Origin of the sequence: Modestobacter altitudinis, assembly GCF_005930475.1 — a bacterium.
GTDB classification, from domain to species: Bacteria; Actinomycetota; Actinomycetes; order Mycobacteriales; family Geodermatophilaceae; genus Modestobacter; species Modestobacter altitudinis.
Map to the genome: position 1 here is coordinate 52,641 of NZ_SJEW01000025.1, position 15,239 is coordinate 67,879.

Below are 15,239 nucleotides of genomic sequence, written 5' to 3' on the forward strand. Positions count from 1 at the left end.
CGGGTGGTCACCTGCGAGGAGGTCTTCGAGCTCCCGGAGGCAAGGGAGCTGCACAAGAAGCGGGGCACCACCTTATGGCAGTAGCGCCGCACAACGTCGGTGAGCCCCATGAAGGTCTGACCCTCCCACCAGCTTGACCAGTAGACATGCGGAACAGGGTCGACTGTTCGGCCCTCCCTGTAGTCCAATGCGTGGCCTAGCTCAGCGCGCTCAACGATGGGGGAACGAGCGACATGTCAGGATCTGGCCGTTGGACCCCGCCACCCGAGCAGGTTCAAGCTGATGCAGCGGTTGATGGGAATCGCACGTCGCGCTGGGCTCTTTGGATTTCTGTCATCTTCTCCATCCTGGCGCTACTGGTCTCCATTGGAAGTCTGGTCGAGCAAAAGAGCATCAATGAAGAACAGAGACGCATCAATGCTGATCAGCGGCGCGCGATGGACGACCAGAGGCGGGCCATCGATGATCAGATACGCGCTAACGATGAGAGTCGTACGGATGAATCCATGGAATACGCCATCCGCGTTTCGTGGTGGCTAAACCCGAATGGCGACGTTCTTACAATACAGAACAGATCGACAGTGCCTATTCGAGACGTCACGTTGCGCTACAAAGCGATGTCCGAGGCTAGTCAATCGACGCCTTGGGAGAACCTTCCCATCTACGATGGCTCCCCAGTCATCTACCAAGACGTGATCGCCCCCTGCACTTCACTATCGATTGATGCTTTGGGGCTCAGGAAGAAATACGAGGGGGAGCCTCCCGAGTACGGCGTCTACGGGTTTACGACTCTGGCTTTTGTACGCGTCGACTTTATCGATGCGCATGGCTCGTGGTCCATCGGAGTCTCAGGAGAGGAGCCTCAGATCCTAAAGGTGGAGGATCGCCTGGAATTTAAGGACGGGGATTGGCCGTTTCCGCCGGAGTTCATGGAAGAACAGCCAGCCAGCGACTGTGGAAGTGGCTGACTCGGAACTGCGTTACCAGGCCTCCCACGTTTCGACTTAGTTGAACCGACGTGGACGCACGCTGACAGCCGACGCTTCTGGTGGCTCACCGAGGCCGTGCAGCTGACGATCTACCCGGCCCGGCCGCAAGGGGACTGAGGTCCACCTGCTGCCACGGCCGGACGCTGCTACCTGACCGCCTTGCCGGATCTGGGGTGACAGGGCGGGCCGACGACCATGTCGACGCCCCGCCCCTATCGCTACCTCAGCAGCGGGATGAAAAGGCCGGCGGCGAGGACTCCCTGCTCGACCGAGCCGGTGGCGACCGTGATGCCCACCTCGGCGGCAGCCATCACGGCCAGCCCGACGACCCAGGGCCACCCTCGCTGGGGAGGTGCACTCTTGCGCAGTACGGTCATGGGCGTTGTCATAGACGGCGTCTCCTGTCAGTGCTTCCTGTGCGGTCACGGAGATCTCGGACGGGCTCCCTGTTCCAGCAGGGGGCCCGTTCGCATTTCTGCGGACGGGCCACGACCCGGCGGTATCTCCCGGATGTCGCGGCCGGGGTTCCGGTGCGACAGCGCGGAGTCTAGGGACGCACCCCTACAGGTACGACCTCTCGAACCCGCCCTCGACCGCACAAGTGGGTTGACAGGCGGTGGATGAAGGGCTGTTTCCGCTAGTCAGCGCACATCCTCAGCCCGATCCGTGCTCCGTGCGGGTGTCGCAGGGACCCCGTTGGACGGTGACGTTCAGGCGGGATCAGCTGCGTCGGTGCGGGTCGATCCGCAGGCCGTTCATCCGTCTCTCCATCGGGAAGCGCGCGATGGCTGCGTCCCTCTCCTCATCCGTCATCTCGTGCGGCGGGTCGTACTTCTGGATCAGCTCATCGAGGACCCGGCGCTCCTCCTGCGCCTCGCGCAGGGCCTGGCGGTCGGCATCGGTGAACCAGCGGATCGTCACGGACCGAGGCTCCTCGGCTGGGTAACAGCGGTCAACGCGAAGGACCCGCCACCGTGAGGTGACGGGCCCTTCCTCGTTCAGTCCTCAGACGGTGGTGCGGCAGAACTCGTTGTCCGAGAGGTCGATCGCCGGTGACCGGTTCCCGAACTCGTCCACGCCATAGACCGGATAGGGCGTGCTGCACAGCCCCATGATGCTGGCACCGGTGTAGCCGCCCTGGGCGTCCGTGGTGAAGAAGGAGCTGATGACGTCGCCGTAGCCGGTGCTGGAGTTGACCTTCCGCACCGAGGTCTCGGTGTTAGGCCTGAAGCCTGATGCCTGCAGCTGAACTGTGTACACCCGGTTGCGGCCCGTGCCGTAGCCCTCAGACGCAGCGACCTCGATCAGCGGCGTGAGGGGCACCGCCGGGGACTCACAGCCCGGCAGCGGGTTCGCCAGCTCGACCCGGACGGGCTCGAAGAGCCCCGTCGGCGGACGGTAGTGGTCACCCTCGACAGCGGTGATCGCGGTGGCCTGAGCCCCGCAGTCGTTGGTCAGGGTGTACGCGTCGGTGGTGCCGTCCTCTTTCACGGCGAAGGTCTGGGACTGCGGCTGGCTGACCCCGGGCAGTTCGTAGGTCAGCGTCACGATCCCACTCGGCTTGGCACCCTCCAGCCGGTACGAGAGGCCCCAGGTGCCGGGCCACGTCGCCAGCCACTCCTCGGTGAACGCCGAGTGCGGCACGGCGACCAGCTGCGGCGTGTAGACCTCCACCGGCGGCACGACCGGCACCAGCGCACCACCCCGGGCCAGCGTCGAGACGCACCGCCCCTGGTTGGCGAACGGCTTGCCGGTGGCCGGGTCCTTGTAGTTCACGTAGCCGCCGTTCTTACACACGGCAGAGGGGTCAGCGGCGGACGCCGGAGCGGCAAAGCCGACCACAGAGAGCGCAGCAATCGACAGGACGGTGGCGGTGCGCTTCACAAGGTCCCCCAGTGGTCTTCGGACGACGACGTCCGGTAGTGACGCGTGATGCTCTCATTGACAACGACCGAGCGGACGCTGTTCATAGGGCGGCTCTTGTCAGCGTGGCCCACGTGGTCGATCAACACCACGGCAAGACCGGCACGGCGGAACGGCTCCACCAAGAGGCGGTGGACCGCGTCGATCGCCAAGCCAAGCGGCGAGGTAACGCTGCCTACTTCGAGCGGGTGTGGCTCAACCGCCGCACCCAAGGCGCGAGGCAGGCTTTCGACGCCGACCGGTGGTCTCACCTCACCCGCATCCGCGAGCTACCGATCGGCGGGCCGATCGCGCTTGGGCTGGACAGCTCCAAGTGGCGGGACTCCACCGGCATCGTCGCCACCGACATGCTCACCGGCTGGCAATGGCTGGCCGGCTGGTGGGAACACCCCGGCGCGAAGGACCCGAACTGGGAGGTTCCCACTTCTGAGGTCGAAGCCACCCTCGATGACCTGTTCGCCCGTTTTCACGTCACGCGCCTGTACGGCGACCCGGCGCAGGGCTATGACGTGATCCTGGCCCGGCAGGCGAGCAAGCACGTCCCCCGCCGCGTGGTCGAGTTCTTCACCGACTCCAGGGGCCTGCGACGCACCGCGCTGGCCTGCCGCAGCTATGCCAACGCCATGCGCTCCGGTGAGGTCACTCACGCCGGGGACGAACGGTTCACCGCTCACATCGGCGCCGCGGTCAAGCGGGATGTGCGGGCGACCGACGACAAGAGTGCACCGCTGTGGCTGATCGAGAAGGAGCGGCGGGATTCCCCGTTCAAGGTCGACTACGCGATGGCGGGTCTCATCTCTTGGCAGGCGTACCTCGATGCCATCGCCAGTGGTGACCCGCTCGCCGAGATAAGCAAGCCAGCGCTCACCCGGGTTCGTGGTCGGGTGCGGTCCCGTTGAGTGGTGCGCGGCCCCCGTGCATCATTCCTGCATAAACTTTTCTGGCACGTCTGACAGCGACATGATGCGGATGGGTCGGTCCGCGAAGCGGCTCACCCTGAGGCGCAGCTCGAACACGTGTGTCATGGCTTGCAGAATCTCGTACGGATCCTTGTTATGAATTAGGAACTCCGTCGCGACGACTTCCTCCTCAGCGGTCTCGGCGCCCTGGGGGATGGCGATTACACGTAGCGCATGACTGTGTTCGCCACCCCCGATGTCGAGTCCGATGATGAACCAGTCGTCGTGATTGAGACCCACCAGATCATTCAACGACGGCCCAGTCATCCGCTTATCGAGTTGCGCCGTGCCTACCCAGTCGGGATACGTGACCTCGGCCTCTCCCCACAAGAATCCGTCTTCCATTAATCAACCCTTCTCTTAGTAGGGGCACCACCGAGCCGGACCGCTTCGTTATGCAGACGTTCCGTCACGCTGCACATGGTCGTCGCCGAGGGCTTTGACGAAGCGTCGCGCCAAGTCGGTCCAGTCGGCTGCCGTGAGCCCCGTTGAGGCAGTCAGTTCCTCGATCGCTCCCTGTAGGTCCCACGACGGGCGAAGGTGTGGTGCAAATCCCCGATCAGCGGCCCAAAAGGCCAGATACGAGCCCGTTCGGCCTTCACTCTTGCTGAGAATGCGCGGCACGGCATTGCGCTCAAATGAAGCCTTGACGTGCGGATAGCGCTTGGCGTGGGGCCATTCCGCCCACGCGCGCCGGAACGCGGTATCTGCGTCCTGGTTGTCGACTGCGGTAACGCCCAACACTAGGCACCCGATCGCCAGTCCCTCGGCAACCGTCGTCTCCTGCTCCGCCTTCGATCCCACTTGATCCACAACGTGACCGTAGCGTCACGAAGCGCGGCGTCCGCTGATCGACACGTTGGGTGCCTAGTCTGACCGACGTGTGGACGCCGACCCCCGACGAGGCGCTGGCAGACGATCTGCAGGCGGCACTCGCTCGGCCGGGTGCATCGTGGGTGTCGCCGCCACGGCCGGTGGCTTTGACCACCGAAGATAAGGCCACTGGGTGGCTATGGTGCCGGCAGAGGACTGCTGACGGCATCTGGCTGGGCCTGGCCACCATCTTTTACGGCCGCTTCTTCGAGGGTGCGGAGCTGGGCTGGCATCAGGCGAAAGACCTACGCACCCTCGACTAGTCCGCCTCGCCTTGGGGACAGCCTTCGGTGTGGTGATCTATGCGTCGCCGCTGGGAAGGGTCGGAGAGTTGAGGGTTGGATTGCATCCAATTCGTTCTGGTCGTAAGAGAGGGCGCGGCCCGCGCCCTTGTGTCGAGTTATGTTGTAGGGGTGCCCCTAGACCCACAGCATGGCCGGCTTGGCGCCGAGGTAATCCGCCAGTCGGTGTCGACGCGGATATCAGTTGGCATGCGGCGCTGAACAATGTGCGCTCAAGGAGCGTACGTCTTGCAAAATGACCTTGACCTCACTGTCCATAACGCGATAGGTCTTTTCGCGGTCGGCGAGGACAAGCACCCCGTTTGCATGACCTAGGTACAGTCGCACGTTTGCCGGAACCGTCAACGGGCGGCCGTCGGTCCACTCGAAGCAAGCGGGCCGCACATCGAGTCCGACGACGAATAGCGCAGCGATCGTGAAATCGCTCGGGCCGTTAGCTACGTCCTCGCCCGCCGTTGAGGCGAGATCCATCGCTCCAAGAACGGCGATACCGAAGAGTGCAACCGTGCACACCGTGATGGCCAGGGCGTGCCGTATCCGCGCGAGGGCGCCAAAAAGGGCGCTCAAAAGAGCAATGTATAGGACTGTAAAGCCGATCTGGTCTCCGACGCTGCCCAGGGGGTCCCAGTAATTTCCGAAGAACGAACCCGGGACGGTTCTACCGACTACTGTAACGACAGTGGCGCAGAGGATGCTCACTGCCCAGGTTTGCCGTTTTGTGTCACCTGCCGCGCCGCGCGAGTACAGATGTACCTGATCATCGCCCGCCGACTTGTCGCGCCAACTATTGAATCGCGCGGCTACTGCACGAGCGAGGCGACGCCTGTCGAAGGGTAGCCATCCGAGTGCAGACCACAGTAAAATGCCTGCCATGCCGTAGATGTAGGGAACCAGGACGGCCAAAAAGGCGCCTAGCATAGTCAGAAAGAAAAAGACGATGGCCGCGAATATTGTTGCGCGGACAACGAGCGCTGCCTGACTGACGCCGACCTCCTCAGGAGACGTTCCGAACTCCATGAGAAAGAAAAGGTCGAACGAATAAAGAATGGCATATGCCGCGGATCCGAGCAGTCCAAGCGAGAAGGTGACTGCGCCGGGTTGCAGCCACGCCGGCCATACCCCCCGCCGTTTGATCCGCTGCTCAACTCCAGTCATTGGCGCGCCCGTCTCGACCATGCAAGTCCTATCCAGCTCGAGGGGAGGGACGTTGGGTGCGGGCCTGTCACTTAGCGGGACCGCCAAGTCCGGCTTCGAGCACGCCCCGAGTCTTCGGCCAGTGCTTGGCCGTCTGAGGATAGTCGGCTCGGCGCTTCTTGCTCGAACGCGCAATTGGGACGCGCGGGGCCAGTTTGGCGGGTTGTCGAGAGACGTCCCGCCTCCGTGTCGGATGGTGGGACAAAGATCCGACTCGGCGGCTTGTGACGAGCGAGTTGTCTTCTAGTAGAACCGGGTCAACCTGACTCTTGCGGTCCCGGTCGTGTTCCTGGTGCTGCCGGTCACCGTCTTGTTCGCCCTGTTCCCGGGGCTGATCAGCATCGTCTCGCTGGCGCAGTGACGCCGGTGACCGACAGAGAGGACGACGGATGCGCGCGTACGCGTACCTGCTGGCCGCGGTCGCGGCCCTGACCGCCCGGCTGCGGGAGGACGATCCCGAGCGGGGCGACGTCCCGGGCTGGGTGATGATCACGGTGATGACGGCGGCCCTGGTGCTGGCCATCCTCGTGCCGTTCCGGACGGCGATCGTGGACGCGGTGTCGAGGGCGCTGGAGTCCGTCACGAGTGCGGGCTGACGAAGGGCCCCTCTGCCCCCCACCACTCGCGAGCTCGCGGCGGGACCCTGCACAGGGGCCGGGGGACAGCGGGCGCGAGCGGGGCAGCGCGGTCGTCGACTTCGTGCTGGTCGGCGTGCTGGTCGTGGCCCTGCTGCTGGCGGTGCTGCAGGTCGCGGTCTACGTGCACCTGCGCAACGTCATCGTGGCCAGTGCCCAGGAGGGCGCCCGCTACGCAGCGGACGCTGACGTGCCCACGGCGGCCGGTGCCGGCCGGACGCTGGAGGTGGTCGGGCAGGCGACCTCCACCGGGACGGCGGCCGGGCTGAGCTGCACGTCGGTGCAGGAGGTCGACGGCAGCGGGCTGACCCTGGTCGTCGTCCGGTGCACCGGCGCGGTGCCCACCCTGTTCGCCCCACTGGGCGACCTGCTGCCGCTGGAGGCCACCGGCCGGGCGGTGGAGGAGGCGCCGTGAGCCGGCTGCGTGCCCGGCTGGTGGACGAGGCCGGGTCGGCGATCGTGGAGTTCGTCTTCATCGCGCTGGTGGTGTTCCTGCCGCTGGTCTACCTGGTGGCCGGGTTCTCCTCGGTGCAGCGCGGGGTGTTCGCCGCGACCGAGGCGGCACGGGAGGCCGGGCGGGCGCTGGGCACCGCGCCGGACGCGGTCACCGGTCAGGCGCGGGCGGAGGCAGCGGTGGCGATCGCGGTGGCGGACCAGTCGGTCGAGGCGACCGACGTGGTGCTGGCCTACGCGCCGGTGGGCGCCGGATGTGGCGCGGCCGGCGGCTACACCCCGGCGTTGACGCCGGGGGAGGAGTTCCTCGTGTGCGTGACGGTGACCGTGCGGGTGCCACTGCTGCCGGAGTTCATCGACGCCAACACCGCCACCGGTGAGTTCGTCGTCGAGCGCGACCGCTACGTCGACGGCTGACCCGGCTCCGAGGGTCGGACCCGTTCAGCACCCGGGCACGTTCTCGGTCTCGGTGATCGCGAACGAGTCGTCCAGGTGCACGACGACCCCGTCGTCCTCAGCGGTCAGCACGAGGGCGGAGTAGCCGCCGTCCTCGGTGTCGGCCCAGGTCCACGGGACCGTGGCGCCCGGGTACGAGGCCAGGACGGCGTCCTCCACCTGCGCAGCCGTCTCGTCGGGGACGGCGTTCCCGCCGTGGTGCCACCCGTCGTCGGCGTCGGGGAGGTCGTCGGTCCCGGTGACGGCGAAGGCGTCGTCGAGGTGGACGGCGAGGTCCTTGCCGTCGGCGGTGTCGAGGTAGGCGTCATAGCCGCCGTCGGGGTCGGACCTGATCCACCAGATGGTCGCATCGGGGTACTGGGCCAGCACCGCGTCCTCGACCTTCGCAGCGGCATCGTCGGGGACGGAAGCTCCGGAGTCGTCGGCGCACGCGCCGTCCCAGCCGTGACCGATCCAGCCGTGACCCGCCCAGCCGTGCCCGTCCCCGTCGTGGTCGTCGGCGTCGGGGAGGTCGTCGGTCCCGGTGACGGCGAAGGCGTCGTCGAGGTGGACGGCGAGGTCCTTGCCGTCGGCGGTGTCGAGGTAGGCGTCATAGCCGCCGTCGGGGTCGGACCTGATCCACCAGATGGTCGCGTCGGGGTACTGGGCCAACACCGCGTCCTCGACCTTCGCAGCGGCGTCACCGGGGACCTGGGCGTCGTCGCCGTGCCACCAGTCCCGCCAGCCGTGTCCGGGGAGGTCGGAGTCGGGATCGGCCGACGGGGTCTCCGTGGACGTCGCCGCTGCCGGCGCGGCCAACACCGAGCCGCCGCCGCCTCCTCCGGCCGCGTTGGCGCTCAGCGTGCCGGCCAGGATCGCCCCGGCCAGGAGCCCGGTACCGACGAGTGCGCCAGAGGCGATCCACCCCCGGCGCCGGTGGGCCGGCGGCTCGTCCTGTCGTCCCGCGTGCTGCTCGGACTGGTCCATCGCTGGCCTCCCCGGAAGTCGCCTCGCGGCGAGGATGGCGTGTGAGTCACGTCACCCGCCAGGCGGCTTGGCGTGTCGTTACGTCTTTCACAGTCAACTGCCAGGCGGCATCGGATGTCGGCCGGACGCTGAGCCCGGCACTGGATGCGGTCACCCGTCAGGCGCCGGAGCTGCAGACCGGCCACAACGCCACGGCTGGCGCTAGCGTTCGACGGCACGGCAGGAGCCGCCCTCGTCCGGCCGGTCTCGTCTGTCGGACCGAGGAGGTGTCGGTCGGTGACTGATCGCCAGGACGCCCAGTCAGAGTTCCCCCGCGAGGTCAGGTCCGGGGGCGTGGTGCTCACGCTCACCCCAGACGAGGTCCACGTCGCCTTCGGACCGCAGGCCACGGCCACGGACATCGAGGAGCTGCGCGCCCGGTTCGGACTGCGACCGGTGAGGCAACCCCCCGGTGGCATGCCGGACCAGGTCACGGGGGCGCACCCGAGCTGGTGTGCGTCCGAGTCGGGGCAGGAGCTGGCCGGGGTCCTCGCCGAGCTGCGCGCCGCAGACGTGGTCCAGCACGCGAGCCCGGTCTACCACCGGGCCGACCTCCTGCCGATGCACACCGGGCACGCCTTCGCCGACGACCTGCTGGTCAGGTTCCTGCCGCAGACCGCCGAGGGCGACGTCGAACGCCTGGTGGCCCAGACGGGGACGACGGTGCTGCGCACGCTCCCTGACGACCGGGCCGGGATGCTGGTGCACCTCCGCCTGAGCTCCCCGGAGGACAGCCCGTTCGACGTGGCCGACGAGTTCTCCCGGTCCCCGGTGGTGCACAGCGCCGGCCCGAACTGGATCCAGCTCCAGTCCCCGGAATCCGCCGTGACCCCCGACGACCCCTTGTTCCCGCAGCAGTGGAACCTGGCCACGATCGGCGCGCCGGCGGGCTGGGACATCAGCCAGGGCGATCCCGGCGTCGTCATCGCGATCGTCGACTCCGGCTGCGACCTCACCCACCCGGACCTGGTGGACCAGTACGTACCGGTCGCCGACCGCTACGACGCGATCGCGGACACGAACGACCCGCGGGACCCGGTCGGTCACGGGACGTGGTGCGCGGGCATCGCGGCGGCGCGCACCGGCAACGCGACCGGGGTCGCCGGGGTGGCGCCGAACTGCCGGATCATGCCCATCCGCGTCTACAGCGCACAAGGCTTCACCGAGCTGGCCATCGTCGCAGCTCTCGACTGGGCGCGGACGCGCGGCGCCGACGTCGTGAACATGAGCTGGTACTACACCGCCCCACACCAGCAGGCGGACGTCGCGCTGGACAGCGCCCACGCCGCCGACCTGGTGCTCGTCGCGGCCTCCGGCAACTGCTTCAAGGGTGACGACGACAGCGATCCGGCGCACCTCGTCTTCCCGGCGACGCATCCCCACGTGATCGCCGTCGGCGGGTCGACGAAGGCGGATCGGCGCAAGAGCCAGGGCGATCCGCTGCCGAACCCGGCTGCGAAGGTCTGGGACAGCCGGTACGGGCCCGAGCTGAGCGTCATGGCGCCCGGCGACATCCCGTGGACCACGGACAAGGGCGGGCGGTACGGCAGCTTCTTCGGCACGTCGGCAGCGGCTCCGCACGTCGCCGGGCTCGCGGCACTCGTCCTGTCCGTCGTCCAGCCCTCGACGCTCCGCCCGACCGGGGCTCGGCAGTTCGCCCGGCGGCACGACCTCGTGCGGTACGTCCTCGAGGTCACCGCCAGGCGGGTCGGCGGGTACCCGTACGCCGCTGATCCCGCGCACCCCAACGGCACCTGGCACGTGGAGATGGGCTACGGCCGGATCGATGTGGCCGCTGCCCTGACGTTCGCGAGGTGGAACTACACCGACTACCGCTTCTGGCGGGTCTCGCAGGACTACGCGCTCGCCGTCCGGGTGCTCGTCGGGCTCCTCGGCGACGGCCCTGGCGTGGTGGTCGGCCCCGACGGGCACCCGGTACCGGTCGACCCCGGCTGGTCGGAGCTCACCCCGCCGACCCGGGACGTGCTGCTCGGGCTGGCGGTCGCTGCGGTCGCCGACGGCGTGAGCGACGCCGAGGAGCGGCAGGCGCTGAGCCGGGCGGCGTGGACGACGATCGCGCGGACCGCGGGACGGATGACGCCCGGGCAGTGATGCGCGGTCTCAGGTCGGCCGCCCAGCCGCCCGCTCGACGCGCGCCAGCCACTCGGCCAGCAGCGCCCGGAGCACGTCCGGCTGCTCGTGCGGCAGGGCGTGGCCGGCGTCGTCGACCACCGCCAGCGTCGCGTGCGGGTGGACGTCGAGCAGGTCGACCGCGTCGACGTACCCGACCGTCGAGTCCAGCCGCCCCGCCACGACCAGCGTCGGACCGGCGAACGGCGGGTCGTCCGCGGTGAGCTGCCACCGCTCTCCGATCCGCTCGAGCGCCGCCCAGTCGACGAGCCCCGCCGCCGGGGCCACGTACCGCTCGTGCCGCTCCAGCATCTCCGGGGTCTGCACCACGAAGTAGCTGCGGAACTCGTCGTCCCCGAGCTCGCCCGGCCCGGCGACGACGCGGTGCTCCGGCACGTCCCGTGCTCCGGGCAGCAACGGGCAGACCAGGGCCAGGCCGGTGACCTGCTGCGGGCGACGGGCGGCCATGGCCTGCGCGTAGTACGCCCCTGCCGAGTGCCCGACGAGCAGGTACGCATCTCCGCCCGTCACCTCGTCGGCGAAGTCGAGCAGCGTGTCCAGGACGTCGTCGGCGCTGCGCAGCGTCTCGGGGGCGGCCGTCGCGCCCATGCCCGGCAGGTCGGGGTAGACCCGCCGTAACCCGCCGATGCCCAGGGCCGGCTCGAAGCAGGCCTCGGCCTCGCGGTGGTCGACGCCGGCGCCGTGCAGCACCAGCACCGGGCGACCCGCGCCGTGCGCCACGGCGGAGACGACCATCTCAGCCGACGGCCGTGGGGGAGGGCGGGGCGCTGCCGCCCTGCGGTGCCCCGGTCATCAGCCGGACGATCTCCGCGCGGTCGGCCGCCGACGGCAGTCCCCAGCCCGGCTCGTAGTCGTAGACCTCGGCGAGCGGCCGGGACGCCGTCCGCCCGGTCAGGATCTCCACCGAGGTGTTGTCGATGAGCCCGGGGTGCTCCACCCCGCACGCCTCGGCGACCTTGCGCAGGTCGCGGCGCAGCGTGGTGATGTAGGTGGCCGCGCGCACCGACTTCAGCTCCGGGTCCAGGCCGTGCGACAGCCACGGGTTCTGCGTGGCCACCCCGGTCGGGCAGGTGTCGGTGTGGCACTTCTGCGCCTGGATGCAGCCGATCGCCAGCATCGCCTCCCGGGCGACGTTGACCAGGTCGCAGCCCAGGGCGAAGGCGACGATCGCGTTGTCCGGCAGCCCGAGCTTGCCGCCGCCGATGAACGTCACCTGCTCCTGCAGCCCGGCCCGCGCGAACGCCGAGTAGACCCGCGCGAAGCCCAGCTGGAAGGGCAGCGACACCGAGTCGGTGAAGATCAGCGGCGCCGCGCCGGTGCCGCCCTCGCCGCCGTCGACCGTCACGAAGTCCACGCCCCGGCCGGTGCTCGCCATCAGCGCGGTGAGCTCCCGCCAGAAGTCCATGTCGCCGACCGCGGCCTTGATGCCGACCGGCAGCCCGGTCTCGGTGGCCAGCAGCTCGACCCAGTCCAGCAGGCTGTCCGCGTCGGAGAACTCCGCGTGCCGGGACGGGCTGATGCAGTCGACGCCCTCGGGGACGCCGCGGGCCGCCGCGATCTCCGCGGACACCTTGGCCGCCGGCAGCACGCCGCCCAGCCCCGGCTTGGCGCCCTGGCTGAGCTTGACCTCCAGCGCCCGCACCGGAGCGGAGGCGACCAGGTCCTTCAGCCGGGCCAGGTCGAAGCGGCCGTGCTCGTCGCGGCAGCCGAAGTACGCCGTCCCGATCTGGAACACCAGCTCGCCGCCGTGCCGGTGGTGGGCCGACAGCCCGCCCTCGCCGGTGTTCTGCAGGCAGCCGGCCAGCGCGGCCCCGCGGTTGAGCGACTCGACCGCGCGGCCGGACAGCGAGCCGAAGCTCATCGCCGAGATGTTGACCACCGACTCCGGGCGGAACGCGCGTGCCCGGCCGCGGGGCCCACCGAGCACCTTCGCGCTGGGCAGCGGTGTCTCGTGCCCGGCCTGCACGTGCGTGGTGGGCACCGCCCGGCCGAAGGTGCGGTGGTTGATCACCGAGTAGCCGGCGGTGTACTCGAGGTCGTTGTCGGTGCCGAAGCCGAAGTAGTTGTTCTGCTTCTTCGCCGAGGCGTACACCCAGCGGCGCTGGTCGCGGGTGAACGGCCGCTCCTCGTTGTTGCCGGCCACCAGGTACTGCCGCAGCTCGGGGCCGACGGACTCCAGCAGGTAGCGGGCGTGGCCGATCACCGGGAAGTTCCGCAGCAGGGTGTGCTCGCGTTGCAGCAGGTCGCGGGCCGCGACCCCGGCCAGGGCGGAGAGTCCGGCGGCGGCGGCGCGGGTGGCCCAGGTCATGCCGGTAACCATGCCTCCGCATCGGGCCCTGCGGAGCGTCCTCGGGCACCGCAACACGCGGGAGCCGGCAGGCGGCGCGCCGGGGAGGTCTTCACAGGCCGTGCACAGCTCGCTTTACTGCCCTGACCGCGGCCGTGACCAGGCCGCCCGCACCCCCACCGGGCGCGCCCGGGGAACGGGAAGCGCCATGTGGTCTCGCCGGGCAGGACGCATCAGCTCACCGAGGACCCTCGCGGTCCTCGCCGCCGCGGTGACGACGGTCGTCGCCACCGCGCCGGCCGCCACCGCCGCCCCCGCCGCGACCGCGGCACCGGCCGCCGAGCAGGGGCCGACGGCCGAGTACGTCGTCGCCTTCACCGGCAGCCCGGAGGCCGCGACGGCCGCCGTCCAGGCCGCGGGTGGCTCGGTCGCCGACGTCACCGAGGAGGTCGGCGTCGCGCTGGTGACGTCGGGCAACACCCGGTTCCTGGACGACGTCCGGGCCCGCGGTGAGATCGCCGGAGCGGCGCGCAACCACGCCGTCGGCACCAGCCACCCCGGCATGCCGCACCGCTTCGCCGACGAGCGACCGCCGGGGAGTCGTGCAGGCGGTGGCCCGGGCCACGGCGGCGACCCGGGGCACGGGCCCGGCGAGGAGCCCCTGGCAGACCTGCAGTGGGACATGGAGATGATCGGGGCGACGCCGGACGCAGCGCAGCGCCGGGCCACCGGCAAGGGCGTCGACGTCGGGATCATGGACACCGGGATCGACGCGAGCCACCCCGACCTGGCCCGGAACTTCGACCCCGCGCGGTCGCGGAACTTCACGACCGACATGCCCGACATCGACGGCCCGTGCGAGGTGCCGAGCTGCGTCGACCCGGCGGACGTGGACGAGAACGGGCACGGCACCCACGTGGCCGGCGTCGTCGCCGCCGACGACAACGGCTTCGGCATCGGCGGGGTGGCCCCGGACGCCACCCTGGTCAACGTGCGGGCCGGTCAGGACTCCGGCTACTTCTTCCTCTACGAGACGGTCGCGGCGCTGGCGTACTCGGCGCGGATCCGGCTCGACGTCGTGAACATGAGCTTCTACACCGACCCGTGGCTCTACAACTGCACCTCCCGGGACGAGTACCGGGAGGGCACCGTCACCGACGAGGAGCTGGCCGAGCAGCGGCTCGTCCGCGAGCTGCTGACCGGCGCGCTGGCCTACGCCAGCGACCGGGGGGTCACCCTGGTCAGCGCGGCCGGGAACGAGAACACCGACCTCGCTGCCCCGACCCGGGTCGACGAGACCAGCCCGGACTACCCGCCGGACGCCGCCCGGCCGCGGGTGGTCGCGAACACCTGCCTGACCCTGCCCACCGAGGCGCCGGACGTGATCTCGGTGTCCGCGGTCGGACCGTCCACGACCAAGGCCGACTACTCCAACTACGGGCTGGGCGACATCGACATCGCCGCCCCGGGTGGCTGGTACCGCGACCTGTTCGGCACGCCGGCGTACATGAGCGCCGGGAACCTGATCCTGTCGTCCTACCCGCTGCAGGTGGCGATCGCCGAGGGCCTCGCCGACGAGAACGGCATCCCCGTCGACGACATGTCGGTGCGGTACTGCGACGAGGCCGGCGTCTGCGGCTTCTACACCTACCTGCAGGGGACGTCGATGGCCTCACCGCACGTCGCCGGCGTGGCCGCCCTGGTCATCGACGAGTTCGGCCGCCCGACCGGTCACGGCGGGCGTGCTCTCGACCCGGCGGTCGTGGCCCGGGTGCTGGCCCGGTCGGCGGAGGACCACGCCTGCCCCGCGGGTGGGGTCGAGGACTACACCGACGAGGAGCGGGACCCCGCGCTGTACAACGCCGTCTGCGCGGGCACGACCGACTACAACGGGCTCTACGGGGAGGGCATCGTCGACGCGGCGGCAGCAGTGGGAGGTCGCTGACTGAGCGGACCGGGGCCGGGTAGGACGCTCTCCGGAGCTGAGCCCCGGCCCCGCCGTCCTCCTGAGG

At 69.4% G+C, this 15,239-nt stretch carries 17 protein-coding genes; 8 read left to right on the forward strand and 9 right to left on the reverse strand.

The window, feature by feature from the left end; translation table 11 throughout:
• Nucleotides 1-233: 233 nt before the first annotated feature.
• A complete protein-coding gene (locus FHL79_RS11520; RefSeq protein ID WP_138758736.1) occupies nucleotides 234-968 on the forward strand; it encodes a hypothetical protein in 735 nt (244 codons plus the stop codon).
• 239 nt (nucleotides 969-1,207) lie between these two features.
• Here the strand turns inward: FHL79_RS11520 and FHL79_RS25090 are convergent, their stop codons facing one another.
• The 3 genes from FHL79_RS25090 to FHL79_RS11530 form a co-directional block, all read right to left on the reverse strand.
• Nucleotides 1,208-1,366 carry a hypothetical protein gene (locus FHL79_RS25090; RefSeq protein ID WP_171058124.1) on the reverse strand — a complete coding sequence of 53 codons (159 nt, stop codon included), beginning with the start codon at nucleotides 1,364-1,366 and terminating at the stop codon, nucleotides 1,208-1,210.
• Between the two features lie 343 nt (nucleotides 1,367-1,709).
• Entirely contained in the window at nucleotides 1,710-1,910 is a 201-nt protein-coding gene (locus FHL79_RS11525; protein WP_138758737.1) for a hypothetical protein, read from the reverse strand.
• Nucleotides 1,911-1,994: 84 nt separating this feature from the next.
• Nucleotides 1,995-2,786: a hypothetical protein gene (locus FHL79_RS11530; protein WP_138758738.1), complete on the reverse strand. Its 792-nt coding sequence runs from the start codon at nucleotides 2,784-2,786 to the stop codon at nucleotides 1,995-1,997.
• Between the two features lie 200 nt (nucleotides 2,787-2,986).
• On the opposite strand from FHL79_RS11530, the gene FHL79_RS11535 reads away from it, so the two are divergent.
• Nucleotides 2,987-3,811, forward strand: a complete 825-nt coding sequence (locus FHL79_RS11535) for a hypothetical protein (RefSeq protein WP_138758739.1) — start codon at nucleotides 2,987-2,989, stop codon at nucleotides 3,809-3,811.
• 21 nt (nucleotides 3,812-3,832) lie between these two features.
• Here FHL79_RS11535 and FHL79_RS11540 read toward each other — a convergent pair whose 3' ends face one another.
• Both FHL79_RS11540 and FHL79_RS11545 read right to left on the reverse strand, forming a co-directional pair.
• Nucleotides 3,833-4,216: a hypothetical protein gene (locus tag FHL79_RS11540; RefSeq protein WP_138758740.1), complete on the reverse strand. Its 384-nt coding sequence runs from the start codon at nucleotides 4,214-4,216 to the stop codon at nucleotides 3,833-3,835.
• Nucleotides 4,217-4,264: 48 nt separating this feature from the next.
• Complete coding sequence (locus tag FHL79_RS11545; protein ID WP_138758741.1) at nucleotides 4,265-4,684, reverse strand: hypothetical protein; 420 nt, start codon at nucleotides 4,682-4,684, stop codon at nucleotides 4,265-4,267.
• 68 nt (nucleotides 4,685-4,752) lie between these two features.
• Between FHL79_RS11545 and FHL79_RS11550 the strand changes: the two genes are divergently transcribed.
• Nucleotides 4,753-5,007, forward strand: coding sequence for a hypothetical protein (locus FHL79_RS11550; protein ID WP_138758742.1), 255 nt, complete (start codon nucleotides 4,753-4,755; stop codon nucleotides 5,005-5,007).
• A 219-nt stretch (nucleotides 5,008-5,226) separates the two neighbouring features.
• Here FHL79_RS11550 and FHL79_RS11555 read toward each other — a convergent pair whose 3' ends face one another.
• Nucleotides 5,227-6,222, reverse strand: coding sequence for a hypothetical protein (locus tag FHL79_RS11555; RefSeq protein WP_138758743.1), 996 nt, complete (start codon nucleotides 6,220-6,222; stop codon nucleotides 5,227-5,229).
• A 407-nt stretch (nucleotides 6,223-6,629) separates the two neighbouring features.
• Between FHL79_RS11555 and FHL79_RS11565 the strand changes: the two genes are divergently transcribed.
• From FHL79_RS11565 to FHL79_RS11575, 3 genes are read left to right on the forward strand one after another with little or no spacing between them, the layout of a single operon-like run.
• The gene (locus FHL79_RS11565) at nucleotides 6,630-6,836 is read left to right on the forward strand and encodes a hypothetical protein (RefSeq protein WP_138758744.1); all 207 of its coding nucleotides are present in this window, start codon (nucleotides 6,630-6,632) and stop codon (nucleotides 6,834-6,836) included.
• Nucleotides 6,826-7,290, forward strand: a complete 465-nt coding sequence (locus tag FHL79_RS11570) for a TadE/TadG family type IV pilus assembly protein (protein ID WP_138758745.1) — start codon at nucleotides 6,826-6,828, stop codon at nucleotides 7,288-7,290. Before FHL79_RS11565 ends, FHL79_RS11570 begins: the two co-directional genes overlap by 11 nt.
• Nucleotides 7,287-7,745 (forward strand): hypothetical protein, encoded by a 459-nt coding sequence (locus FHL79_RS11575; protein ID WP_138758746.1) that lies wholly within the window; start codon nucleotides 7,287-7,289, stop codon nucleotides 7,743-7,745. Before FHL79_RS11570 ends, FHL79_RS11575 begins: the two co-directional genes overlap by 4 nt.
• Nucleotides 7,746-7,769: 24 nt before the next feature.
• On the opposite strand, the gene FHL79_RS11580 is transcribed toward FHL79_RS11575, so the two are convergent.
• On the reverse strand, nucleotides 7,770-8,750 hold the full coding sequence (locus FHL79_RS11580; RefSeq protein WP_138758747.1) for a hypothetical protein: 981 nt from the start codon (nucleotides 8,748-8,750) through the stop codon (nucleotides 7,770-7,772).
• Nucleotides 8,751-9,026: 276 nt separating this feature from the next.
• Here FHL79_RS11580 and FHL79_RS11585 point away from each other — a divergent pair, with 276 nt between their 5' ends.
• Nucleotides 9,027-10,901, forward strand: coding sequence for a S8 family serine peptidase (locus FHL79_RS11585; protein ID WP_138758748.1), 1,875 nt, complete (start codon nucleotides 9,027-9,029; stop codon nucleotides 10,899-10,901).
• Nucleotides 10,902-10,910: 9 nt separating this feature from the next.
• Here the strand turns inward: FHL79_RS11585 and FHL79_RS11590 are convergent, their stop codons facing one another.
• A complete protein-coding gene (locus FHL79_RS11590) occupies nucleotides 10,911-11,675 on the reverse strand; it encodes an alpha/beta fold hydrolase (RefSeq protein WP_138758749.1) in 765 nt (254 codons plus the stop codon).
• A 1-nt stretch (nucleotide 11,676) separates the two neighbouring features.
• Nucleotides 11,677-13,248 (reverse strand): FMN-binding glutamate synthase family protein, encoded by a 1,572-nt coding sequence (locus FHL79_RS11595; RefSeq protein WP_138758750.1) that lies wholly within the window; start codon nucleotides 13,246-13,248, stop codon nucleotides 11,677-11,679.
• Nucleotides 13,249-13,435: 187 nt separating this feature from the next.
• Here FHL79_RS11595 and FHL79_RS11600 point away from each other — a divergent pair, with 187 nt between their 5' ends.
• The gene (locus FHL79_RS11600; protein WP_138758751.1) at nucleotides 13,436-15,172 is read left to right on the forward strand and encodes a S8 family peptidase; all 1,737 of its coding nucleotides are present in this window, start codon (nucleotides 13,436-13,438) and stop codon (nucleotides 15,170-15,172) included.
• The last annotated feature ends 67 nt before the right edge of the window (nucleotides 15,173-15,239 follow it).